Origin of the sequence: Streptococcus sp. 9.1 (assembly GCF_016648815.1) — a bacterium.
GTDB classification, from domain to species: domain Bacteria; phylum Bacillota; class Bacilli; order Lactobacillales; family Streptococcaceae; genus Streptococcus; species Streptococcus salivarius_E.
The window spans coordinates 1-21,306 of record NZ_JACLQS010000023.1 but is presented as its reverse complement, the minus strand read 5'-3'; the positions used below and the strand labels follow the sequence as shown (position 1 = coordinate 21,306).

Here is a 21,306-nt window from a genome sequence, read left to right as displayed (position 1 = left end):
TATCCGCCATAGCTCAGTTGGTAGTAGCGCATGACTGTTAATCATGATGTCGTAGGTTCGAGTCCTACTGGCGGAGTATAATTCTCATTGCTAGACCTAGGTCTAGCTTTTTTTGTTAAGTTATTTACTTGTTAAAAGTTTAAATTTCAGATATGATAATACTATATTTTAAATTGAGAGGTATTCTATGTCAAATTTTGCATCTGCTTTTACACCTATTTCTGTTTCTTCGGCTAAGGAGAATATTGATACAGCTGAAAAATTTATTTTATTTATTGGACGTCCTTCTTGTCCATATTGTCAACTTTTTGAACCTAAATTATCAAATGTGGCACGTAATTCAAATCTTACTATTTTCTATATTAATAGCGAAAATAGTGAAGAATTAGAAGATATTCAAGCTTTACGTAAAAGATATGGTATTGCTACAGTTCCTGCTCTCTTTGTTTCAGAAAACGGTGCTGCTAAGGTTGTATGTGACTCTTCTCTTTCTGAGGATGATATTTTAGATTTTATTTCTTAGTCTTTATGGAGGTTCTTATGTTTATTTGTAAACACGAGGTCCAGTATTATGAAACAGATCGAATGGGTATTACTCATCATTCTAATTATGTTCGATGGATGGAAAAGGCGAGAACTTTTTTTCTAAGAGAGATAGGTTGGCCTTATGAAAAAATTGAAGAGGAGGGAATTATCTCTCCTGTTACTTCAATTTCCTGTGACTATAAAGCTACTTCTACTTTTGCAGATGTAATTTCTATCGAGATTAATGTTAAAAGAGTTAAATCTGCTAAACTTACTTTTGTATACAATATGGTAAATCAAAACGGAATCCTTGTTTGTACAGCTGTTTCTGAACATAGTTTCTTGTCTAAGGACGGTGGTTTTGTCAATCTTAAAAGAGATTATTCGTCATTTTTTAATCTTTTAAAAGAGCATTCAGTTATGAAATAAAAAAGAAGAAAATCAAATCGATTTTCTTCTTTTATTCGGCAAGGAGTTTTTGATAAATTGCTAAATTTTCATCATCAAATACGTTAAATATTACTTTTTTTATTATACTTGACTCGTCAATAAAGGTTTTGACTGTTTGAATGGCGATTTTGGCAGCTTCCTGTTTTGGAAAATTGAAATCTCCAGTTGATAGACATGGTATAGCAATTGATTCAATGTTATTTTTCTCAGCTAGTGCTAATACTGAAAGATAACTTTTTGCTAAAAGATCTTCATCAATTTGTGTCGGCTGGTCTACTATTTTTGGACCTACTGTATGGATGACAAAGGCAGAAGGAAGATTGTAAGCTGGGGTGATTTTAGCCATGCCAACGGGTTCTTCATATCCTTGTTCTAAGATGAGCTCGAAACAAGCTTGGCGTAATTGAACACCTGCGTATGTATGAATAGCGTTATCTATACAATCATGAAGTGGTTTCATACATCCAAGTAAGGTTTTATTCGCTGCATTTACGATTGCATCTACTTCGAGTCTTGTAATATCCCCTTTCCAGAGGGAGATTCGATCATCTTGTGGAATGGGCTGGAGCGAACTGAGTTGTACAAATCCTCTTTCCCCTTTTCTAACTTGTAGGTAAAGGTCTTGGATTGTTAAGAATTGTGTTGATGCTGCCATTGGTTTACGTGTATTAAAGAGTGCTCTGAGAAGTTTTTGTTTTTCCTCGAGTTCTTCTGGGATAATCAAATCATGTAATTCTAGATTTTCTTTTTTGAGTTCACCTATGAGATAGGTAATCATTGCATCTTTATCCATATTTACTCATTTCTATTTTTATAGTTTTTTATTATTATACTCCCAAGACTGCCTGTGGGCAAGTGATGTCTATGATAGGTAATGACTAATATTTGATAAGAATTTTTTATGTATGTGTCAAATTCTTGCAATGGCCTTTAGAATCATATAGAATAAGTCTACAAAAGTTTTATAATGTCTAGGAGGATGAATATATGACACAAGTAGTAACAGATGCTACATTTGAACAAGAAACAGCTGAAGGACTCGTTTTGATTGACTTTTGGGCAACTTGGTGTGGGCCTTGCTTGATGCAAGCACCAATTCTTGAGCAACTTTCTGAAGAAATTTCAGAAGATGAACTTAAGATTGTTAAAATTGATGTTGATGAGAACCCAGAAACAGCTCAGAAGTTTGGAATCATGTCTATTCCAACTTTACTCTTCAAAAAAGATGGTGAGGTTGTTAAGCAAGTTGCAGGTGTACATACAAAAGAACAAATTAAAGCTATCGTTGCAGAGCTTAGCTAACTAATTGTCACAGTCCCGTTTAGGGATTTTTATTTTTAGTTTATTCGAACGACGAGGAGAGTCATATGTCTTATTCATTTCAAAATCCTAGTGCTGAGGTTATAGAATCTTATTTAAAATCGGCAAAGACGATTGCAATTGTTGGTTTATCTCATCGCAAGGAGGCAGCATCTTATCAGGTTGCTCATTTTCTACAAGCTGCTGGTTATCGTATCATACCAGTAAATCCCAAACTAGAAGGCCAGGAGCTTCTTGGAGAGCATGTTTATGCTTATCTTAAAGATATCCCATTTTCGATTGATATTGTTGATGTATTTAGACGAAGTGAGTTTTTACCAGATGTTGCTTATGATTTTCTTGAGACAGATGCAAAAGTTTTTTGGAGTCAAATTGGTCTTGAGAATGAGGAGGCTGAGACTATTCTTCGTCAAGCGAATAGACAGGATATTGTAATGAATCGTTGTACAAAGATAGAATATATGCGACTCTTTGTTTAATAAAATGAAAAGGTGAGTGAGCTATGCTCGCTCGTTTTTGTTATAATAGACCTATGATTGAAATTTTTGATACGCATACCCACCTTAATGTGGATAATTTTGCAGGAAAAGAACAAGAAGAAATAGATTTTGCAGCTGAACTAGGTGTTATTAAAATGAATATTGTTGGTTTTGATAAGCCAACAATTGATAAATCTTTAGCACTATCAGAGAAGTATAATCAACTATATAGTACGATTGGATGGCATCCTACGGAAGCAGGGTCCTATTCTCAGGAAATTGAGGATATGATTGTATCACAATTGGATAATCCCAAAGTAGTGGCACTTGGAGAAATCGGTTTGGATTATTATTGGATGGAAGATCCTAAAGAGATTCAGATTGATGTCTTTAAGCGTCAAATAGCTTTGTCAAAGAAACACAATCTACCTTTTGTTGTCCATACACGTGATGCACTCGAGGATACTTACGCTGTTATTAAAGAAGTTGGTGTTGGTCCTCGTGGGGGGATTATGCACTCCTACTCAGGATCCCTAGAGATGGCTCAAAAATTTGTTGATCTTGGAATGATGATTTCATTTTCAGGTGTTGTAACTTTTAGGAAAGCTTTGGATGTCCAAGAAGCTGCTCAGAAGTTACCTTTAGATAAGATTCTGGTTGAAACGGATGCACCGTATTTGGCACCCGTTCCCAAACGTGGTCGAGAGAATCGTACAGGCTATACACGTTACGTAGTAGACAAGATTGCTGAGCTTCGTGGTTTAACAAGTGAAGAGGTTGCTAGGGCTACTTATAATAATGCGATGAGGATTTTTGGGCTGGATGAATAAAATAAAAATTCAAGAAGTCATCGTGGTAGAAGGTAAGGATGATACTGCAAATTTGAGACGCTTTTATGAGGTGGATACCTATGAGACTAGAGGCTCTGCTATCAATGAAGACGACTTAGAGCGTATCAATAAGCTTAATGATTTACGCGGGGTGATTGTTTTTACTGATCCAGACTATAATGGTGAACGTATCCGTAAAATCATCATGGAAGCTGTTCCGACAGCAAAGCATGCTTTTTTAAACCGTGGGGAAGCAACACCAAAATCTAAGACTAAAGGTCGTTCATTGGGTGTTGAGCATGCGAGTTTTGAGGATCTTCAAAAGGCCTTATCTGGAGTTCTAGGTAGTTACGATGATGATAATCAGTTTGATATTAGTAAATCAAATCTTATGAAGTTAGGACTACTAATGGGAGCAGATAGTCGAAAGCGTCGAGAATATTTGGGCGAGGCGCTTCGTATTGGTTATTGCAATGGAAAGCAGCTTCTAAAACGTTTGGAATTGTTTGGAATCACTCTAGAGGAGCTGGAAGAGGCTATGTCAAATTATTAGACTACCAGTAATCTTAAAATCAAATCGCTATTAAGTAGCTTATTATAGAGGTTGGGATAATTAAGAATTTGGACCTATTTTTTGTCCAAATATAAAAATCGTGAAATTAATAAGAAAAGAGAATAAATGAGAATTGCAGATTATAGCGTGACCAAGGCTGTCCTTGAACGCCATGGCTTTACCTTTAAGAAGTCTTTCGGACAGAACTTCTTAACAGATACAAATATTTTACAAAAAATTGTTGATACGGCAGAGATTGATAAAAATGTCAATGTAATTGAAATTGGACCTGGTATTGGAGCATTAACAGAATTCTTGGCTGAAAATGCTGCGGAAGTTATGGCTTTTGAAATTGATGATCGATTGGTTCCGATTTTGGAGGATACATTACGTGATCATGATAATGTTAACGTGATTAATGAAGATGTTCTCAAGGCGGATTTACAGACACGAGTAAAAGAATTTAAAAATCCAGAACTACCAATTAAGGTCGTAGCCAATTTGCCATATTATATTACGACGCCAATCTTGATGCATTTGATTGAGAGTAAGATTCCTTTTGCAGAATTTGTCGTTATGATGCAAAAAGAAGTCGCTGACCGTATTTCTGCAGAGCCTAATAGTAAGGCTTATGGTTCTCTATCAATTGCTGTTCAGTATTATATGATCGCTAAAGTGGCATTCATTGTCCCTCGTACAGTCTTTGTACCAGCCCCTAATGTTGACTCAGCTATTTTGAAGATGACGCGTCGTGAACAACCGTTGGTTGAAGTTAAAGATGAGGATTTCCTTTTCCGAGTGGCTAAGGCTAGCTTTGTCCATCGTCGTAAGACATTGTGGAATAATTTAACAAATCATTTTGGTAAATCTGAGGAAGTGAAAGCCAAACTTGAGCAGGCTTTGGAAATTGCAGATATAAAACCTTCTATTCGTGGAGAGGCTTTATCTATTTCTGATTTTGCACACTTATCAGATGCTTTGAGAGAAGCAGGCCTATAATTCAAAAATCCCACTGAGATTCAGTGGGATTTTTAGCTATGCGGAGAGAGGGATTTGAACCCTCACGCTTGAAAAAGCACATGCGCCTGAAGCATGCGTGTCTGCCATTCCACCACCTCCGCAGATGATATGCCTATTATACTGCAATCTATTGAAAATGCAAGGAGGCCCATGGGAAATGGAAGATCCGTTTTTTTGTTCCAGAAAAGCTTTCTAATTTGTGATATAATAGGGCTATTAAACGAATGAGGAGTTCACTTGCAAGGAAGAATTATCAAAGCACTGGCAGGTTTCTATTATGTAGAGCATGATGGTGTTGTATACCAGACGCGTGCACGAGGAAATTTTAGAAAAAAAGGACAAACACCTTATGTTGGAGATTTTGTTGAATTTTCAGCAGAGGAAAATTCAGAAGGTTATATCCTTAAAATTGGTCAACGAATCAATAGTTTAGTGCGTCCACCCATTGTCAATATAAATCAGGCTGTGGTTATTATGTCTGCCAAGGAACCGGATTTTAACAGTAATCTTTTGGACCGTTTTTTGGTTTTACTAGAGCATAAAAATATAAAGCCTGTAATCTATATTTCTAAGATGGACTTGGTTGAAGATGATTCAGAAATGAAAGCTATTCAAAAACAGTATCAAAAAATTGGTTTTGATTTTATCTTCAGTTTGGAAGAACTATTGCCGCTCTTGACTGATAAAATAACAGTCTTTATGGGACAGACAGGTGTTGGAAAATCAACCTTGTTGAACCGTATTGCCCCACAGTTACATATAGAAACAGGTGAGATTTCAGACAGTCTAGGTCGTGGACGTCATACTACAAGGGCTGTAAGTCTTTATGACGTTCATGGTGGGAAGATTGCTGATACACCAGGATTCTCTTCGCTAGATTATGAAGTGGATAATGCAGAGGACTTGAGTGAAGCTTTTCCGGAAATCCGTCAAGCTAGTCATGGCTGTAAATTCCGTTCTTGTACTCATACCCATGAGCCTTCTTGTGCTGTTAAGGATGAGGTTGAAAATGGCCAGATCTGGCAAGTCCGTTATGATAATTACCTTCAATTTTTAAGTGAAATTGAAAATCGTCGTGAAACATATAAAAAAACTGTAAAAAGAAAGTAGGTCTCTCATGTCATATAAAATTGCTCCTTCTATCCTAGCTGCTGATTACGCTAATTTTGCTTCAGAACTAGCTCGTATTGATGCATCAGGTGCGGAGTATGTTCACATTGATATTATGGATGGTCAATTTGTTCCTAATATCAGTTGGGGAGCAGATGTGGTTGCTAGCATGCGTAAACATAGCAAGTTAGTTTTTGATTGTCACCTTATGGTTGTTGATCCTGAGCGTTATGTGGATGCCTATGCACAAGCTGGTGCAGATATCATGACCATTCATGTTGAAGCCACTAAGCATATCCATGGTGCCCTCCAGAAAATCAAAGCTGCTGGTATGAAAGCAGGTGTTGTGATTAATCCTGGAACCCCAGTTGAGGCACTTATTCCTGTACTTGATTTAGTGGATCAAGTACTTATCATGACTGTAAATCCAGGTTTTGGTGGTCAGGCGTTCATTCCAGAAATGATGTCTAAAGTAGAGCGTGTTGTGGAGCTTCGTGAAAAAGGTGGCTATTCATTCGATATTGAAGTTGATGGTGGTGTAGATAACAACACTATTGCAGCATGTGCCAAGGCGGGGGCTAATGTTTTTGTAGCGGGCTCTTACCTCTTCAAAAATCCTGATTTGACAGCGCAAGTTCAAACGCTTCGTGATGCTATCGATGCCTAAAATAGCTTTATTTGTCGGTGGTGAGCTAGAGTGGTTCGCTACCGATTTTGATTATTTTGTTGGGGTGGATCGTGCGTGCTTACGTTTGTTGGAGTTAGGTTTACCTCTTGATTTGGCTGTCGGAGACTTTGATTCAGTATCTCGGTCAGAGTTAGAGATGATTCAATCAGCTGCCAAAGATTGTATGATTGCTCCAGCTGAAAAGGATGATACGGATACAGAGTTAGCCCTAAAAATTATATTTCAGCTATATCCTGAGGCGGAAGTAACTATTTTTGGTGCTTTTGGTGGCAGAATTGATCATATGTTATCAAATATATTTTTGGTCAGCGATCCTGAATTAGCTCCTTTTATGAGGCGTATCTGTTTGCGAGATAAGCAAAATAAGATTACTTATTATCCAGAAGGAAGTCATAAAGTTTTACCAGAACCCGGAATGACATATGTTTCTTTTTTACATGAAGGAGATGGAGAACTGACGATTTTGGGAGCAAAATACGAATTAACTAGTATGAATTATTTCCAGAAGAAAATCTATTCTAGCAATGAATTCGTTGATGGTCCGATTCAAGTGCTTGTGCCAAATGGATATGTGATTGTCATCCAGACTAAAGATAGGAGTTAGTATGATCTATCTACTTACACTTTTAACTTTATTAAGCTTGGGGATTCTTATTGCTCTTTTCTTGAAGAATATGGAGTTAAAAGAACAGATTAATAAGAGTTTGGAAGAAAATGCAGATAATCTTTCAGATCAAGTTTCGTTTCAATTGGAATCTTTTGCTAAGACAAATCAACTGGAAACGACAAAGCAATTGAACCAATTGCAGATGGAACTATATCAACAGTTGACAGATATCCGAGAGGTTTTACATCAAAATTTGTCTGATAATCGAGACCGTTCCGACCAACGCCTTGAGCAAATAAACCAAAGCTTAACCAAAGCTGTTAAAGATATGCAGGATTCCAATGAGAAACGTTTGGAACAAATGCGTCAGACAGTTGAAGAGAAACTTGAGCAAACCTTACAAACACGTTTACAAGCCTCTTTTGAGACGGTTTCAAGACAATTAGAGTCGGTTAACCAGGGCTTGGGGGAAATGAAAAATGTAGCCAAGGATGTTGGAAGTCTTAACAAGGTCCTTTCAAATACAAAAACACGAGGTATTTTGGGAGAGCTTCAATTAGGGCAAATTATTGAAGACATATTGACTGTTAATCAGTACGAGCGAGAATTTCCTACGGTATCAGGTTCAAGTGAACGAGTTGAATATGCAATCAAAATGCCAGGAAACCATAAAGATGAATATATCTACCTTCCCATTGATTCTAAGTTTCCTTTGGAAGATTACTATCGTCTGGAAGATGCTTATGAGTCTGGTAATAAAGAGGAGATTGAGAATCACCGTAAGTCACTTTTGACTAGTATTAAGCGATTTGCAAAGGATATTAACAAGAAGTATCTTAACCCACCTGAAACCACAAATTTTGGTATATTATTTTTGCCGACGGAAGGACTTTATGCTGAGGTAGTACGCCAACCAGCCTTCTTTGACGCCCTTCGTCGCGAAGAGAATATTGTTATCGCAGGGCCGTCAACCTTATCAGCACTCTTGAATTCATTGTCCGTAGGATTTAGAACTTTGAATATTCAAAAGAATGCAGATGATATTAGTAAGGTTTTAGGCAATGTCAAACTAGAATTTAGCAAGTTTGGAGATATGTTAGCTAAAGCTCAGAGACAATTGAATACAGCAAGTAAAACAGTCGATAGTCTTCTCAACACAAGGAGTAGGGCAATTGTTAGAGCTCTTGATACAATTGAAACCTATCAAGACAGTGCGACACAAAGTTTGTTAGATTTACCACGATTAGAAAACGAGGACAAGCATGAAGATTAATCAAATGAAAAAAGACGAGTATTTTGAAGGTTTTTATCTGATTAAGCGTGCAGAGGTACGTAAGACAAGAGCAGGAAAGGATTATATTGCCTTTACTTTTCAGGATGATACTGGAGAGATTTCAGGAAACATGTGGGATGCTCAGCCTTATAATGTCGAAGAATTTACCGCAGGTAAAGTAGTGCATATGGAGGGGCGTCGAGAAGTTTATAATAATACTCCTCAGGTAAACCAAATAACCTTACGCTTGCCTACATTTGGTGAGCCAAATGATCCAGCTGATTTCAAAGAGAAACCACCGGTAAATCCTACTGAAGTACGCGAATACCTAGAGCAAATGATTTTCAAGATTGAGGAAGCAACTTGGCAGCGTGTTGTTCGTGCTCTTTATCGAAAGTATAATAAAGAGTTTTTCACTTTTCCAGCTGCTAAAACAAATCACCATGCTTTTGAAAGTGGACTAGCCTATCATACGGCTACTATGGTTCGCCTAGCGGACAGCATTGGAGATATTTATCCAGAGCTCAATAAGAGTCTACTTTTTGCAGGGATTATGCTTCATGATTTAGCTAAGGTTATTGAACTTACTGGTCCTGAAAACACTGAGTATACGGTTCGTGGGAACTTAATTGGTCATATTGCCTTGATTGATGAAGAAATTACCAAGGTCCTTGTGGAACTTAATATTGACGATACGCGTGAGGATGTCGTTGTTTTGCGTCATGTTATTCTCAGCCACCACGGACAACTGGAGTATGGTAGCCCAGTTCGCCCGCGTATTATGGAAGCAGAAATTATTCATATGATTGATAATCTTGATGCCAGTATGATGATGATGACGACAGCTCTTAACCTAGTAGGACCAGGAGAAATGACAAATCGTCTCTTTGCTATGGATAATCGTTCCTTCTACAAGCCAAAATTTGATTAAAATCGAAATTAAGCGAGCATTTTATATGAAAATGTTCGTTTTTTGCTGTATTATGGTATAATAGTTAAAAAGTACAGAAAATATAGGTAACATATGAAATTAAAACGAAGTGAACGCATGGTAGTGATTTCAAACTACCTAATTAATAATCCCTATCAATTGACAAGTCTCAATACTTTTGCAGAGCGATATGAAGCTGCTAAGTCTTCAATCTCAGAAGATGTTGCTATCATTAAAAAAGCTTTTGAGGAAAGTCAAATAGGAGAAATCGAAACAGTAACTGGTGCATCTGGCGGTGTTATGTTTACACCGACCATTTCTGATGAAGATGCAAGAAGTCTGGTTGAAGATCTTTGTAAACGTCTTTCAGAGAGTGATCGTATCTTACCAGGTGGTTATCTCTACTTATCTGATTTATTGAGTACACCATCTATTTTGAAAAATGTTGGTCGTATCATTGCTAGTGCCTTTAAGGGACAAAAAATTGATGCCGTTATGACTGTAGCAACTAAAGGAGTTCCTTTAGCAAATGCAGTAGCAGATGTCTTGAACATTCCGTTTGTTATTGTTCGCCGTGACTTAAAAATTACAGAAGGTTCAACTGTATCGGTAAACTACGTTAGTGGTTCAAGTGACCGTATTGAAAAGATGTTCCTTTCAAAACGTAGTTTGAAACCCAATAGCCGCGTCCTTATTGTTGACGATTTTCTTAAAGGTGGTGGTACCATTACGGGTATGATTAGCTTGCTTTCAGAATTTGATAGTGAGTTAGTAGGTGTAGCTGTATTCGCAGAAAATGCCAAGGGCGATCGTGATATCCATGAATATAAATCATTACTTACTGTTTCTGACATTGATGTAAAAGCACAGAAGGTAGAAGTTGAAGTCGGTAATATTTTTGACAAGTAATTAATCTACGATATTATTCCTAATTTGATGATTAGGAATTTTTCTTTTTAACAAGAAACTGTTGACAATAACTATCGAAAAATGATATTATACTAGACGGTACTTTTTACTTTTGGTCTCTCAAAAGTGTACAGAGACGTGCTGACATAAGTTGCAAAAGTACACACAGATATGGGCTGTCACCAAGTGCCATATCAACCAAAAATAAAAAAACACAGGAGAATGTAGATGCCTACAATTAACCAATTGGTTCGTAAACCACGTCAATCAAAAGTTGTTAAATCTAAATCACCAGCTTTGAACGTTGGTTACAATAGCCACAAAAAAGTTCAAACTAACGTATCTTCACCACAAAAACGTGGTGTTGCAACACGTGTTGGAACAATGACACCTAAGAAACCTAACTCAGCCCTTCGTAAATTCGCTCGTGTACGTTTGAGCAACCTTATCGAAGTTACTGCTTACATCCCAGGTATCGGACACAACCTCCAAGAACACAGCGTTGTTCTTATCCGTGGTGGACGTGTAAAAGACCTTCCAGGGGTACGTTACCACATCGTCCGTGGTGCACTTGATACTGCAGGTGTAGCTGATCGTAAACAAAGCCGTTCTAAATACGGTGCTAAACGTCCTAAAGGATAAGAAGGGAGATAAGATAAAATGAGTCGTAAAAATAGAGCGCCTAAACGCGAAGTATTGGCAGATCCATTGTACAATTCAAAAATCGTTACACGTCTTATCAACCGTGTAATGCTTGACGGTAAACGTGGTACTGCTGCAACAATCGTATACGATGCTTTCGAGCAAATTAAAGAAGCAACTGGAAACGATGCTCTTGAAGTATTTGAAACAGCTATGGACAACATCATGCCTGTACTTGAAGTACGTGCACGTCGTGTAGGTGGTTCAAACTACCAAGTCCCAGTTGAAGTTCGTCCAGAACGTCGTACAACTCTTGGTCTTCGTTGGTTGGTTAACGCATCACGTGCGCGTGGTGAACACACTATGAAAGATCGTCTTGCAAAAGAAATCATGGATGCTGCAAACAACACTGGTGCATCAGTTAAGAAACGTGAAGATACTCACAAAATGGCTGAAGCAAACCGTGCCTTTGCACACTTCCGCTGGTAATCATAAGTTTCAAGCTGAATTACAGTCATATATTCATAAGATAAGATTATGGATTTGTAATAGGCTGACTTTGAATTCAAATAATATCATTCCTATCATTTGAAAACCAGTTAAATATTAGTGAAAAACGGGTAGGTCCTGCCTATCCGTTTTTTGACAATAATGTTATAATAAATAAGTAAACTAAAATATTTATAGGAGAATAAACCTAATGGCACGCGAATTTTCACTTGCAAAAACTCGTAATATCGGTATCATGGCCCACGTCGATGCCGGTAAAACAACTACAACAGAGCGTATCCTTTACTACACTGGTAAAATCCACAAAATCGGTGAAACTCACGAAGGTGCATCACAAATGGACTGGATGGAGCAAGAACAAGAACGTGGTATCACCATCACATCTGCCGCTACAACAGCACAATGGGATGGTCACCGCGTTAACATCATCGATACACCAGGACACGTGGACTTCACAATCGAAGTACAACGTTCACTCCGTGTATTGGATGGTGCCGTAACCGTTCTTGACTCACAATCAGGTGTAGAACCTCAAACTGAAACAGTTTGGCGTCAAGCAACTGAGTATGGTGTTCCACGTATCGTATTTGCCAACAAAATGGATAAAATCGGTGCAGACTTCCTTTACTCAGTAAGCACACTTCACGATCGTCTTCAAGCAAACGCTCACCCAATCCAATTGCCAATCGGTGCTGAAGATGATTTCCGTGGTATCATTGACTTGATTAAAATGAAAGCTGAAATCTATACTAATGACCTTGGTACAGATATTCTTGAAGAAGATATTCCAGCAGATTACGTTGATCAAGCAAACGAATACCGTGAAAAATTGATCGAAGCAGTTGCTGAAACTGACGAAGATTTGATGATGAAATACCTTGAAGGTGAAGAAATCACTAACGAGGAATTGAAAGCAGCTATCCGTCGTGCAACAATCAATGTTGAATTCTTCCCAGTTCTTTGTGGTTCTGCCTTCAAGAACAAAGGTGTTCAATTGATGCTTGATGCGGTTATCGATTACCTTCCAAGCCCACTTGATATCCCTGCAATCAAAGGTATCAACCCAGATACAGACGAAGAAGAAACTCGTCCAGCATCTGATGATGAGCCATTTGCAGCTCTTGCCTTCAAGATCATGACTGACCCATTTGTAGGTCGTTTGACATTTATCCGTGTTTACTCAGGTATCCTTCAATCAGGTTCATACGTAATGAACACATCTAAAGGTAAACGTGAACGTATCGGACGTATCCTTCAAATGCACGCTAACAGCCGTCAAGAAATTGAACAAGTATACGCCGGTGATATCGCTGCTGCTATCGGTTTGAAAGATACTACAACTGGTGACTCATTGACTGATGAAAAAGCTAAAGTTATTCTTGAGTCAATCGAAGTTCCAGAACCAGTTATCCAATTGATGGTTGAGCCTAAGACTAAAGCTGACCAAGATAAGATGGGTATCGGTCTTCAAAAACTTGCTGAAGAAGATCCAACATTCCGTGTTGAAACTAACCCTGAAACTGGTGAAACAGTTATCTCTGGTATGGGTGAACTTCACCTTGATGTCCTTGTTGACCGTTTGAAACGTGAACACAAAGTTGAAGCAAACGTAGGTGCTCCACAAGTATCATACCGTGAAACATTCCGTGCAGCTACACAAGCACGTGGATTCTTCAAACGTCAATCTGGTGGTAAAGGTCAGTTTGGTGATGTTTGGATTGAATTTACTCCAAATGAAGAAGGTAAAGGTTTCGAATTCGAAAATGCTATCGTCGGTGGTGTGGTTCCACGTGAATTCATCCCTGCAGTAGAAAAAGGATTGGAAGAATCTATGGCTAACGGTGTCCTTGCTGGATACCCAATGGTTGACATCAAAGCTAAACTTTACGATGGTTCATACCACGATGTCGATTCATCTGAAACTGCCTTCAAGATCGCTGCGTCTCTTGCACTTAAAGAAGCTGCTAAGACTGCACAACCAACTATCCTTGAACCAATGATGCTTGTAACAATCACTGTTCCTGAAGAAAACCTTGGTGATGTTATGGGTCACGTTACAGCTCGTCGTGGACGTGTTGATGGTATGGAAGCACATGGTAACAGCCAAATTGTTCGTGCATATGTTCCACTTGCTGAAATGTTCGGTTATGCAACAACACTTCGTTCTGCAACACAAGGACGTGGTACATTCATGATGGTATTTGACCACTATGAAGATGTTCCTAAATCAGTTCAAGAAGAAATCATCAAGAAAAATTCTGGTGAAGCTTAATTAGAACTTATAAAGTTAAGGTACTTATGAAAGTAAGTGCCTTTTCTGTTTGCAATTTTTTGAAAAAAATTATATAATATGACTGTTGAAAGGTTGAGTTGAAAGCGCTCAAGTTAATCTTTTCACAATAGGGAGAGCTTGCTCTCAAAATTATATTTATTTGATTTTCATAAGGAGGAAATCACTAATGGTAGTTAAAGTTGGTATTAACGGTTTCGGTCGTATCGGTCGTCTTGCTTTCCGTCGTATCCAAAATGTAGAAGGTGTTGAAGTTACACGCATCAATGACCTTACAGATCCAGTTATGCTTGCACACTTGTTGAAATACGACACAACTCAAGGTCGTTTCGACGGTACTGTTGAAGTTAAAGATGGTGGATTTGAAGTTAATGGTAAATTCGTTAAAGTTTCTGCTGAACGTGACCCAGAACAAATTGACTGGGCTAACGACGGTGTAGAAATCGTTCTTGAAGCAACTGGTTTCTTTGCTAAGAAAGATGCTGCTGAAAAACACTTGCACGAAGGTGGAGCTAAGAAAGTTGTTATCACTGCTCCTGGTGGAAACGATGTTAAAACAATCGTATTTAACACTAACCACGACATCCTTGACGGTACTGAAACAGTTATCTCAGGTGCTTCATGTACTACAAACTGCTTGGCTCCAATGGCTAAAGCATTGCAAGATAACTTCGGTGTTAAACAAGGTTTGATGACTACTATCCACGCTTACACTGGTGACCAAATGATCCTTGACGGACCACACCGTGGTGGTGACCTTCGTCGTGCACGTGCTGGTGCTGCAAACATCGTTCCTAACTCAACTGGTGCTGCTAAAGCTATCGGTTTGGTTATCCCAGAATTGAACGGTAAACTTGACGGTGCTGCACAACGTGTTCCAGTTCCAACTGGATCAGTTACTGAATTGGTAGCAGTTCTTGAAAAAGACGTTACTGTTGATGAAGTGAACGCAGCTATGAAAGCAGCTTCAAACGAATCATTCGGTTACACTGAAGATCCAATCGTATCTTCAGATATCGTAGGTATTTCTTACGGTTCATTGTTTGATGCAACTCAAACTAAAGTACAAACTGTTGATGGTAAACAATTGGTTAAAGTTGTTTCTTGGTACGACAACGAAATGTCATACACTTCACAACTTGTACGTACTCTTGAATACTTCGCGAAAATCGCTAAATAATTCAATTGTATAAAAAGAAGAGCTTCGGCTCTTTTTTTATTTCTCAAAATAATAAAACAGCCGTATAAATTGGCTGTCATAATCTTAGTAGTATTGTGATTTATGAATAAGCTAGAAGGCATTCCAAATAAGTAGAAAGAGCATGACACAACCCCAGGAGTTTTTATTGTGTTTTTGAATGGCTAGCATACCATAAATTAGTATAAAAACGGTAAGTGCTTCAAATAAGGTATAGATATCAAAACCAATGATTCCATGGATAAGAAGGCAAAAAATCGCACAAGTTATTGCTCCACTATCTAACCAAGAGTAAGGAGATGGAAAACGTATGCGTATCTTTTCAGCGATGACTACATAGTTAAATCCTTCCCAGAATCCCCAAATAAGACAGATGAATAGGTATGCTAGGATATTACTAGGAAATGATTGTATCATTACTTCTTTTGTTAATTGTATTGATTGAAGAGGTAGATAGGAATGAATCTGGTGAGTAACTACTTTCAATATGATAAGTGGTAAGGCTATAAGAAGAGATTGAAAAAGGGTAGGAACTAGATTTTTTGTGATTAATCTAAAGTATCTGAAAGATTCTTTACGATAAAGCATAACAGTGCTGGTTCCCAAGCCTGCAATGGCAAATTGACAACTGGCTAATAAGATTAATCGAAGCCATAGTGGTACTGAGGTTTGCTTAGTGTAGGAAAAAAGAGTTGGTTTAAAAGTAAGAAAGAGTAGAAGAGGAACAAGGGTAAGAATGAGGATTACATTTAGATCATAGTCAGCTTGTTGCTGCCTATTGTTTAGTTGTTTTTTCATAGCTTTTTTACCTTTCTATTTTGATTATATGATAAATGTATTATACTAGCAATAAGCTAGAAATCCTTCTGATTTTGCTATCTCTTTTATGCATTTTGTGATATAATGAAAACGTATTAAAAAATTAAGGAGTCTGATCAAATGGCTAAATTGACTGTTAAAGATGTTGACTTGAAAGGGAAAAAAGTTCTCGTTCGTGTTGACTTCAACGTACCTGTAAAAGATGGCGTGATCACTAACGATAACCGTATCACTGCTGCTCTTCCAACTATCAAGTACATTCTTGAACAAGGCGGACGTGCAATCCTCTTCTCTCACCTTGGACGTGTAAAAGAAGAAGCTGATAAGGAAGGAAAATCACTTGCTCCTGTAGCCGCTGACTTGGCTGCGAAATTGGGTCAAGACGTTAAATTTATCCCAGGCGTTACACGTGGTGCAGAATTGGAAGCAGCTGTTAATGCTCTTGAAGATGGACAAGTTCTCTTGGTTGAAAACACTCGTTTTGAAGATGTTGATGGCAAGAAAGAATCTAAAAACGATCCTGAACTTGGTAAATACTGGGCATCACTTGGAGATGGTATCTTCGTAAACGATGCATTCGGTACAGCTCACCGTGCACACGCATCTAACGTTGGTATCTCAGCAAATGTTGACAAAGCTGCTGCTGGCTTCCTTCTTGAAAACGAAATTGCTTACATCAAAGAAGCAGTTGAAACTCCAGAACGTCCATTCGTAGCTATCCTTGGTGGTTCTAAAGTATCTGATAAGATTGGTGTTATCGAAAACCTTCTTGCAAAAGCTGATAAAGTTCTTATCGGTGGTGGTATGACTTACACGTTCTACAAAGCACAAGGTATCGAAATCGGTAACTCACTTGTAGAAGAAGATAAACTTGATGTTGCTAAAGCTCTTCTTGAAAAATCAAATGGTAAATTGATCTTGCCAGTTGACTCAAAAGAAGCTAATGCATTTGCTGACTACACTGAAGTGAAAGACACTGAAGGTGAAGCAGTAGACCCAGGTTTCCTTGGTTTGGATATCGGTCCTAAATCAATTGCTGAATTCGATAAAGCCTTGACTGGTGCGAAAACAGTTGTATGGAACGGACCTATGGGTGTATTTGAAAACCCTGACTTCCAAGCTGGTACAATCGGTGTGATGGACGCTATCGTGAAACAACCAGGCGTTAAATCAATCATCGGTGGTGGTGATTCAGCTGCCGCAGCTATCAACCTTGGTCGTGCAGATAAATTCTCATGGATCTCTACTGGTGGTGGTGCTTCTATGGAACTTCTTGAAGGTAAAGAACTTCCAGGATTGGCTGCACTTACTGATAAATAAGTCTATTAGAATGATAAGAGTTGGGAAACCAACTCTTTTTTGTGTCATCTCATTGAGTGTTTGATAGAGGCTAAAACTATTATTGGAAAGTAAGTTTCTCTCTAAAAATTGGCGATTATTAGTTAGAACTTTGCAGTAACATACTGTATAAGTAGCCAAATGGTTCATAATCATGTTAAAATGGTAAAATGGGATTGAAATTTGAACCGAAAAAATTTAAATTTGGTATGCGTACACTTAAGACGGGACTTGCTGTCTTTCTTGTTTTAGGTCTTTTTTCTGCTTTAGGTTGGGAAGGGCTTCAGATTGGTTGTTTGACAGCAGTCTTTAGTCTTCGAGAAAACTTTGATAGAAGTATTCAGTTTGGTAAATCACGTATTTTTGCGAATACGGTTGGAGGTCTTTTGTCGTTATTATTTTACTTTGTGAATATGTGGTTTCATCATTCAGTTTGGGTGACCTTGCTATTGGTTCCAATTTTGACAATGTTAACGATTGTCATTAATGTGTCTTTTAATAATGCTTCTGGTGTTATTGGTGGTGTGGCTGCACTTTTGATTATTACCTTGTCTATTCCGCCTGATAATACCTTTACTTATGTTATTGCTAGAGTCTTTGAAACTTTCTGTGGAGTCTTTATAGCAATCCTTGTCAATTATGATTATGATTGGCTACTTAAACATTTAAAATAAGAATGATAGGGTTCTATTGGACTCTATTTTTTATGATTTTTCGATAAAATCCTTAAATTAGAGCGAATATACAATGTAATGTTCGGTAATTGCTTATTGTGTAAGAAAAAGTGACATAAACTGTTGACATGTAGAAATATTCAGAATATAATTGTTAGGAAAGGAGGATGATCATGGCAAGAGAGAAAGAATTAAGGCGTTCTCTAGCTGTTTTTCCGATTGGAACAGTTATGAAGTTGACGGATTTAACCGCTCGTCAAATTCGTTACTATGAAGATCAAGGTTTAATTCAACCTGAACGTACAGCTGGAAATCGTCGGATGTACTCATTAAATGATATGGATCGTTTATTGGAAATCAAAGATTTTTTGGATGATGGTTACAATATTGCAGCGATTAAACATGAGTACGAAGAGCGTGAAGTTCGTGCCCAACAAAAACAAGTGGCTTTAACAGATGCGGACGTTCGACGTATCTTGCATGATGAACTCCTTCAGCAAGGCCGTTTTACGATCCCGTCACAACAATTTGGTAACTTGCGTATCTAATTACGCTTTGAACTTTTATTTTTGGTTTTTATAAAGGAGACCCCTATTATGGCAATCACAGCAGCTGATATTCGTCGCGAAGTCAAAGAGAAGAATGTTACTTTCTTGCGTTTAATGTTCTCTGATATCCTTGGTGTTATGAAGAACGTTGAAATTCCTGCGACAGATGAACAGTTGGATAAGGTACTTTCAAATAAAGCTATGTTTGATGGTTCATCAATCGAGGGATTTGTTCGTATCAACGAATCTGATATGTATCTTTACCCAGATCTTGATACGTGGACAGTTTTCCCTTGGGGCGATGAAAATGGTGCAGTAGCTGGTCTTATTTGTGATATCTATACTTCTGCGGGTGAACCATTTGCTGGTGACCCTCGTGGTAACTTGAAAAAAGCTTTGCGTCATATGGAAGAAGTTGGTTATAAATCATTTAACCTTGGACCAGAACCAGAATTTTTCCTTTTCAAATTAGATGAGCAAGGTAATCCTACGCTTGAAGTTAACGATAAAGGTGGTTATTTTGACCTTGCTCCTACTGACCTTGCAGACAACACACGTCGTGAAATCGTTAATGTGTTGACAGAAATGGGATTTGATGTTGAGGCATCTCACCATGAAGTGGCGGTTGGTCAACATGAAATCGACTTCAAGTATACAGATGTTTTGAAGGCTTGTGATAATATCCAAATTTTCAAATTGGTTGTTAAGACAATCGCTCGTAAACATGGTCTTTATGCGACATTTATGGCGAAACCTAAATATGGTATTGCTGGTAGCGGTATGCACTGTAACATGTCTCTCTTCACTGAAGAAGGGAATGCATTCTTTGATCCAGAGGATCCACGTGGTATGCAATTGTCTCAAGACGCTTACTACTTCCTTGGTGGTTTGATGAAACATGCATATAACTATACTGCAATTATTAACCCAACAGTTAACTCTTACAAACGTTTGGTTCCTGGATATGAAGCTCCTGTATATATTGCATGGGCAGGTAGCAACCGTTCACCATTGATCCGCGTTCCTGCGTCTCGTGGTATGGGTACACGTTTGGAATTGCGTTCAGTAGACCCAATGGCAAACCCATACTTGGCACTTGCTGTTCTTTTGGAAGCTGGTCTTGATGGTATTATTAACAAGATTGATGCTCCAGATCCAGTTGAAACAAACATTTACTCAATGTCTCCTGAAGAACGTAAAGAAGCAGGTATTATTGATTTGCCATCAACACTTCGTAACGCCCTTAAAGCATTGGAAACAGATGAAGTGGTTCGTCAAGCTTTGGGTAATCATATCTATACAAACTTCCTTGATGCGAAACGTATGGAATGGGCAAGCTATGCTACCTTTGTTTCACAATGGGAAATTGATAACTACTTGGACATTTATTAAGGAATTAAATTTGAAAATCAGGTTATGCCTGGTTTTCTTTTTCTTCTAAATTTATTAAGTTCTTGGACAAATTACGTAGTTTTAACTGAGCTGTTTTCTTTTGTCATATTTCTTTATTCCCCCTTAATCGCATTAAAATATGAGAGTGTTAAACTAATTCCATATTAATCTTATTCAGGGGGAAATATGAAAACTACAAAAAAAGCTGCTTTGGCAGCAGCCTCAAGTGCATTATTGCTCGGTCTTACAGTCGCACAAACAGTTAATGCTGATACTTATACAGTTCAAAATGGAGATTCATTCTTCGGGATTTCTAGTCAGTATGGTGTAGATCCTTATCAATTAGCAGCTGAAAATGGCATGACTATTTGGTCAACAATTGTTCCTGGTGGAAGCTTGGAAGTTTCAGGAGCTACTACGGCAGTTGAAGAAACAACAGAAGTTTCTTCTTCAGAGGTAACAGCTACTGATTCAGATGCTACTTGGAATCGCTATCCAGTTGGTCAATGTACATGGGGTGTTAAGGAAGTCGCTCCATGGGCAAGTAACTGGTGGGGTAATGGTGGTGATTGGGCCGGAAGCGCTGCTAGCCAAGGTTATGCTGTAGGTTCAACACCTGTGACAGGATCAATTGTATGTTGGACTGATGGTGGTTATGGTCACGTTGGTTATGTAACACAAGTTGGTCAAGATGGTCAAATTCAAATCTTGGAGTCAAATTATCAAGGTCAACAACAAATCAATAACTATCGTGGTTGGTTTGATCCACAAAATTCACTAACACCAGGTTCAGTATCTTACATTTATCCAGGTGCATAAAACGGAAAGAAGCGCTTATAGCGCTTTTTTACTTACTGAAGGATTGTGTATTGGACTAGATTTAAACTTAAAAAATGGTAGCTAGATGGCTACCATTTTTTTATGGCTCTATAATTTCTGTAGTGGGTAAAACCACTGTAGAGATTATAGAGCTTTTTGAGTGTAAACAAAAAGTCCCATAAGAACTATAATGAAAAGCAACCAAACCATCATTAGGAAGAACTTATGAGACTTATTAAGAATACCACAGAATTAATCGGAATTAAAGACCAAAATATCAAGATTTCACTTGTTTTCGAAACTGACACTCATATCGAGATTCAAGCAAAACTCGATTACCCTGCACCACCATGCCCTCATTGCCATGGAATGATAATCAAG

At 38.0% G+C, this 21,306-nt stretch carries 24 protein-coding genes, 2 tRNA genes and 1 pseudogene; 24 read left to right on the top strand and 3 right to left on the bottom strand.

The annotated features are described in order from the left end of the window. Nucleotides 1-2: 2 nt before the first annotated feature. The 3 genes from H7T93_RS09675 (at nucleotide 3) to H7T93_RS09665 (ending at nucleotide 954) form a co-directional block, all read left to right on the top strand. Nucleotides 3-76: transfer RNA gene (locus H7T93_RS09675), tRNA-Asn, on the top strand. Between the two features lie 111 nt (nucleotides 77-187). Beyond that, nucleotides 188-523, top strand: coding sequence for a conjugal transfer protein TraF (gene traF / locus H7T93_RS09670; protein ID WP_060971720.1), 336 nt, complete (start codon nucleotides 188-190; stop codon nucleotides 521-523). A 17-nt stretch (nucleotides 524-540) separates the two neighbouring features. After that, nucleotides 541-954: an acyl-CoA thioesterase gene (locus H7T93_RS09665; protein WP_073685468.1), complete on the top strand. Its 414-nt coding sequence runs from the start codon at nucleotides 541-543 to the stop codon at nucleotides 952-954. Between the two features lie 31 nt (nucleotides 955-985). Here the strand turns inward: H7T93_RS09665 and H7T93_RS09660 are convergent, their stop codons facing one another. Further along, nucleotides 986-1,768, bottom strand: coding sequence for a protein-ADP-ribose hydrolase (locus tag H7T93_RS09660; RefSeq protein ID WP_073685467.1), 783 nt, complete (start codon nucleotides 1,766-1,768; stop codon nucleotides 986-988). A gap of 194 nt (nucleotides 1,769-1,962) precedes the next feature. Between H7T93_RS09660 and trxA the strand changes: the two genes are divergently transcribed. The 5 genes from trxA to rsmA all read left to right on the top strand — a co-directional run bounded on the left by trxA (nucleotide 1,963) and on the right by rsmA (nucleotide 5,156). Continuing rightward, nucleotides 1,963-2,277, top strand: coding sequence for a thioredoxin (gene trxA / locus H7T93_RS09655; RefSeq protein WP_002884315.1), 315 nt, complete (start codon nucleotides 1,963-1,965; stop codon nucleotides 2,275-2,277). A gap of 65 nt (nucleotides 2,278-2,342) precedes the next feature. Beyond that, nucleotides 2,343-2,774, top strand: coding sequence for a CoA-binding protein (locus H7T93_RS09650; protein ID WP_014635075.1), 432 nt, complete (start codon nucleotides 2,343-2,345; stop codon nucleotides 2,772-2,774). A 53-nt stretch (nucleotides 2,775-2,827) separates the two neighbouring features. Next, nucleotides 2,828-3,604 carry a TatD family hydrolase gene (locus H7T93_RS09645; RefSeq protein ID WP_201041930.1) on the top strand — a complete coding sequence of 259 codons (777 nt, stop codon included), beginning with the start codon at nucleotides 2,828-2,830 and terminating at the stop codon, nucleotides 3,602-3,604. Further along, nucleotides 3,597-4,157 carry a ribonuclease M5 gene (rnmV, locus tag H7T93_RS09640; protein ID WP_013991215.1) on the top strand — a complete coding sequence of 187 codons (561 nt, stop codon included), beginning with the start codon at nucleotides 3,597-3,599 and terminating at the stop codon, nucleotides 4,155-4,157. Before H7T93_RS09645 ends, rnmV begins: the two co-directional genes overlap by 8 nt. Before the next feature lie 126 nt (nucleotides 4,158-4,283). Further along, the gene (gene rsmA / locus H7T93_RS09635; RefSeq protein ID WP_038676803.1) at nucleotides 4,284-5,156 is read left to right on the top strand and encodes a 16S rRNA (adenine(1518)-N(6)/adenine(1519)-N(6))-dimethyltransferase RsmA; all 873 of its coding nucleotides are present in this window, start codon (nucleotides 4,284-4,286) and stop codon (nucleotides 5,154-5,156) included. 39 nt (nucleotides 5,157-5,195) lie between these two features. On the opposite strand, the gene H7T93_RS09630 is transcribed toward rsmA, so the two are convergent. Beyond that, nucleotides 5,196-5,278: transfer RNA gene (locus H7T93_RS09630), tRNA-Leu, on the bottom strand. 136 nt (nucleotides 5,279-5,414) lie between these two features. On the opposite strand from H7T93_RS09630, the gene rsgA reads away from it, so the two are divergent. The 10 genes from rsgA to gap all read left to right on the top strand — a co-directional run bounded on the left by rsgA (nucleotide 5,415) and on the right by gap (nucleotide 15,317). Beyond that, nucleotides 5,415-6,287 (top strand): ribosome small subunit-dependent GTPase A, encoded by an 873-nt coding sequence (gene rsgA / locus H7T93_RS09625; RefSeq protein WP_038676801.1) that lies wholly within the window; start codon nucleotides 5,415-5,417, stop codon nucleotides 6,285-6,287. A 7-nt stretch (nucleotides 6,288-6,294) separates the two neighbouring features. Continuing rightward, a complete protein-coding gene (gene rpe / locus H7T93_RS09620; RefSeq protein WP_002884311.1) occupies nucleotides 6,295-6,954 on the top strand; it encodes a ribulose-phosphate 3-epimerase in 660 nt (219 codons plus the stop codon). After that, the gene (locus H7T93_RS09615; RefSeq protein WP_002884399.1) at nucleotides 6,947-7,579 is read left to right on the top strand and encodes a thiamine diphosphokinase; all 633 of its coding nucleotides are present in this window, start codon (nucleotides 6,947-6,949) and stop codon (nucleotides 7,577-7,579) included. The genes rpe and H7T93_RS09615 overlap by 8 nt, the downstream gene beginning before the upstream one ends. Before the next feature lies 1 nt (nucleotide 7,580). Then, the gene (locus tag H7T93_RS09610; protein ID WP_175057810.1) at nucleotides 7,581-8,855 is read left to right on the top strand and encodes a DNA recombination protein RmuC; all 1,275 of its coding nucleotides are present in this window, start codon (nucleotides 7,581-7,583) and stop codon (nucleotides 8,853-8,855) included. After that, complete coding sequence (locus H7T93_RS09605; protein WP_175057809.1) at nucleotides 8,845-9,786, top strand: 3'-5' exoribonuclease YhaM family protein; 942 nt, start codon at nucleotides 8,845-8,847, stop codon at nucleotides 9,784-9,786. The genes H7T93_RS09610 and H7T93_RS09605 overlap by 11 nt, the downstream gene beginning before the upstream one ends. A gap of 93 nt (nucleotides 9,787-9,879) precedes the next feature. Continuing rightward, nucleotides 9,880-10,695, top strand: a complete 816-nt coding sequence (gene purR, locus H7T93_RS09600) for a pur operon repressor (RefSeq protein WP_002891918.1) — start codon at nucleotides 9,880-9,882, stop codon at nucleotides 10,693-10,695. Between the two features lie 228 nt (nucleotides 10,696-10,923). Next, a complete protein-coding gene (rpsL, locus tag H7T93_RS09595) occupies nucleotides 10,924-11,337 on the top strand; it encodes a 30S ribosomal protein S12 (RefSeq protein ID WP_002884809.1) in 414 nt (137 codons plus the stop codon). Between the two features lie 18 nt (nucleotides 11,338-11,355). After that, nucleotides 11,356-11,826: a 30S ribosomal protein S7 gene (rpsG, locus tag H7T93_RS09590; protein WP_002884746.1), complete on the top strand. Its 471-nt coding sequence runs from the start codon at nucleotides 11,356-11,358 to the stop codon at nucleotides 11,824-11,826. Between the two features lie 211 nt (nucleotides 11,827-12,037). Further along, nucleotides 12,038-14,119 (top strand): elongation factor G, encoded by a 2,082-nt coding sequence (fusA, locus tag H7T93_RS09585; RefSeq protein WP_002891917.1) that lies wholly within the window; start codon nucleotides 12,038-12,040, stop codon nucleotides 14,117-14,119. 187 nt (nucleotides 14,120-14,306) lie between these two features. Beyond that, nucleotides 14,307-15,317 carry a type I glyceraldehyde-3-phosphate dehydrogenase gene (gene gap, locus H7T93_RS09580; protein ID WP_002884461.1) on the top strand — a complete coding sequence of 337 codons (1,011 nt, stop codon included), beginning with the start codon at nucleotides 14,307-14,309 and terminating at the stop codon, nucleotides 15,315-15,317. A gap of 111 nt (nucleotides 15,318-15,428) precedes the next feature. Here the strand turns inward: gap and H7T93_RS09575 are convergent, their stop codons facing one another. Then, the gene (locus H7T93_RS09575; protein WP_175057808.1) at nucleotides 15,429-16,133 is read right to left on the bottom strand and encodes a hypothetical protein; all 705 of its coding nucleotides are present in this window, start codon (nucleotides 16,131-16,133) and stop codon (nucleotides 15,429-15,431) included. A 141-nt stretch (nucleotides 16,134-16,274) separates the two neighbouring features. Between H7T93_RS09575 and H7T93_RS09570 the strand changes: the two genes are divergently transcribed. The 6 genes and pseudogenes from H7T93_RS09570 to H7T93_RS09545 form a co-directional block, all read left to right on the top strand. Continuing rightward, nucleotides 16,275-17,474 (top strand): phosphoglycerate kinase, encoded by a 1,200-nt coding sequence (locus H7T93_RS09570; protein ID WP_175057807.1) that lies wholly within the window; start codon nucleotides 16,275-16,277, stop codon nucleotides 17,472-17,474. Nucleotides 17,475-17,662: 188 nt separating this feature from the next. Beyond that, the gene (locus tag H7T93_RS09565) at nucleotides 17,663-18,166 is read left to right on the top strand and encodes an FUSC family protein (protein ID WP_037602725.1); all 504 of its coding nucleotides are present in this window, start codon (nucleotides 17,663-17,665) and stop codon (nucleotides 18,164-18,166) included. Nucleotides 18,167-18,339: 173 nt separating this feature from the next. After that, entirely contained in the window at nucleotides 18,340-18,714 is a 375-nt protein-coding gene (locus H7T93_RS09560; RefSeq protein WP_201041928.1) for a MerR family transcriptional regulator, read from the top strand. Between the two features lie 48 nt (nucleotides 18,715-18,762). Further along, nucleotides 18,763-20,106, top strand: a complete 1,344-nt coding sequence (glnA, locus tag H7T93_RS09555; protein ID WP_002884322.1) for a type I glutamate--ammonia ligase — start codon at nucleotides 18,763-18,765, stop codon at nucleotides 20,104-20,106. Between the two features lie 186 nt (nucleotides 20,107-20,292). Beyond that, a complete protein-coding gene (locus H7T93_RS09550; RefSeq protein ID WP_175057806.1) occupies nucleotides 20,293-20,925 on the top strand; it encodes a CHAP domain-containing protein in 633 nt (210 codons plus the stop codon). A 225-nt stretch (nucleotides 20,926-21,150) separates the two neighbouring features. Beyond that, nucleotides 21,151-21,306, top strand: a pseudogene (locus H7T93_RS09545) (ISL3 family transposase); the annotation flags it as partial.

Excerpts from the sequence above, each read along its gene's own strand:
- H7T93_RS09610 (WP_175057810.1), top strand. The coding sequence starts at position 7,581 with ATGATCTATCTACTTACACTTTTAACTTTATTAAGCTTGGGGATTCTT.
- gap (WP_002884461.1), top strand. The coding sequence starts at position 14,307 with ATGGTAGTTAAAGTTGGTATTAACGGTTTCGGTCGTATCGGTCGTCTT.
- glnA (WP_002884322.1), top strand. The coding sequence starts at position 18,763 with ATGGCAATCACAGCAGCTGATATTCGTCGCGAAGTCAAAGAGAAGAAT.
- rpsG (WP_002884746.1), top strand. The coding sequence starts at position 11,356 with ATGAGTCGTAAAAATAGAGCGCCTAAACGCGAAGTATTGGCAGATCCA.
- H7T93_RS09660 (WP_073685467.1), bottom strand. The coding sequence starts at position 1,768 with ATGGATAAAGATGCAATGATTACCTATCTCATAGGTGAACTCAAAAAA.
- H7T93_RS09575 (WP_175057808.1), bottom strand. The coding sequence starts at position 16,133 with ATGAAAAAACAACTAAACAATAGGCAGCAACAAGCTGACTATGATCTA.
- H7T93_RS09650 (WP_014635075.1), top strand. The coding sequence starts at position 2,343 with ATGTCTTATTCATTTCAAAATCCTAGTGCTGAGGTTATAGAATCTTAT.
- H7T93_RS09615 (WP_002884399.1), top strand. The coding sequence starts at position 6,947 with ATGCCTAAAATAGCTTTATTTGTCGGTGGTGAGCTAGAGTGGTTCGCT.
- rpe (WP_002884311.1), top strand. The coding sequence starts at position 6,295 with ATGTCATATAAAATTGCTCCTTCTATCCTAGCTGCTGATTACGCTAAT.
- H7T93_RS09570 (WP_175057807.1), top strand. The coding sequence starts at position 16,275 with ATGGCTAAATTGACTGTTAAAGATGTTGACTTGAAAGGGAAAAAAGTT.
- purR (WP_002891918.1), top strand. The coding sequence starts at position 9,880 with ATGAAATTAAAACGAAGTGAACGCATGGTAGTGATTTCAAACTACCTA.
- fusA (WP_002891917.1), top strand. The coding sequence starts at position 12,038 with ATGGCACGCGAATTTTCACTTGCAAAAACTCGTAATATCGGTATCATG.
- traF (WP_060971720.1), top strand. The coding sequence starts at position 188 with ATGTCAAATTTTGCATCTGCTTTTACACCTATTTCTGTTTCTTCGGCT.
- H7T93_RS09550 (WP_175057806.1), top strand. The coding sequence starts at position 20,293 with ATGAAAACTACAAAAAAAGCTGCTTTGGCAGCAGCCTCAAGTGCATTA.
- H7T93_RS09645 (WP_201041930.1), top strand. The coding sequence starts at position 2,828 with ATGATTGAAATTTTTGATACGCATACCCACCTTAATGTGGATAATTTT.
- rsmA (WP_038676803.1), top strand. The coding sequence starts at position 4,284 with ATGAGAATTGCAGATTATAGCGTGACCAAGGCTGTCCTTGAACGCCAT.
- rpsL (WP_002884809.1), top strand. The coding sequence starts at position 10,924 with ATGCCTACAATTAACCAATTGGTTCGTAAACCACGTCAATCAAAAGTT.
- H7T93_RS09665 (WP_073685468.1), top strand. The coding sequence starts at position 541 with ATGTTTATTTGTAAACACGAGGTCCAGTATTATGAAACAGATCGAATG.
- rnmV (WP_013991215.1), top strand. The coding sequence starts at position 3,597 with ATGAATAAAATAAAAATTCAAGAAGTCATCGTGGTAGAAGGTAAGGAT.
- trxA (WP_002884315.1), top strand. The coding sequence starts at position 1,963 with ATGACACAAGTAGTAACAGATGCTACATTTGAACAAGAAACAGCTGAA.
- H7T93_RS09560 (WP_201041928.1), top strand. The coding sequence starts at position 18,340 with ATGGCAAGAGAGAAAGAATTAAGGCGTTCTCTAGCTGTTTTTCCGATT.
- H7T93_RS09605 (WP_175057809.1), top strand. The coding sequence starts at position 8,845 with ATGAAGATTAATCAAATGAAAAAAGACGAGTATTTTGAAGGTTTTTAT.
- H7T93_RS09565 (WP_037602725.1), top strand. The coding sequence starts at position 17,663 with ATGGGATTGAAATTTGAACCGAAAAAATTTAAATTTGGTATGCGTACA.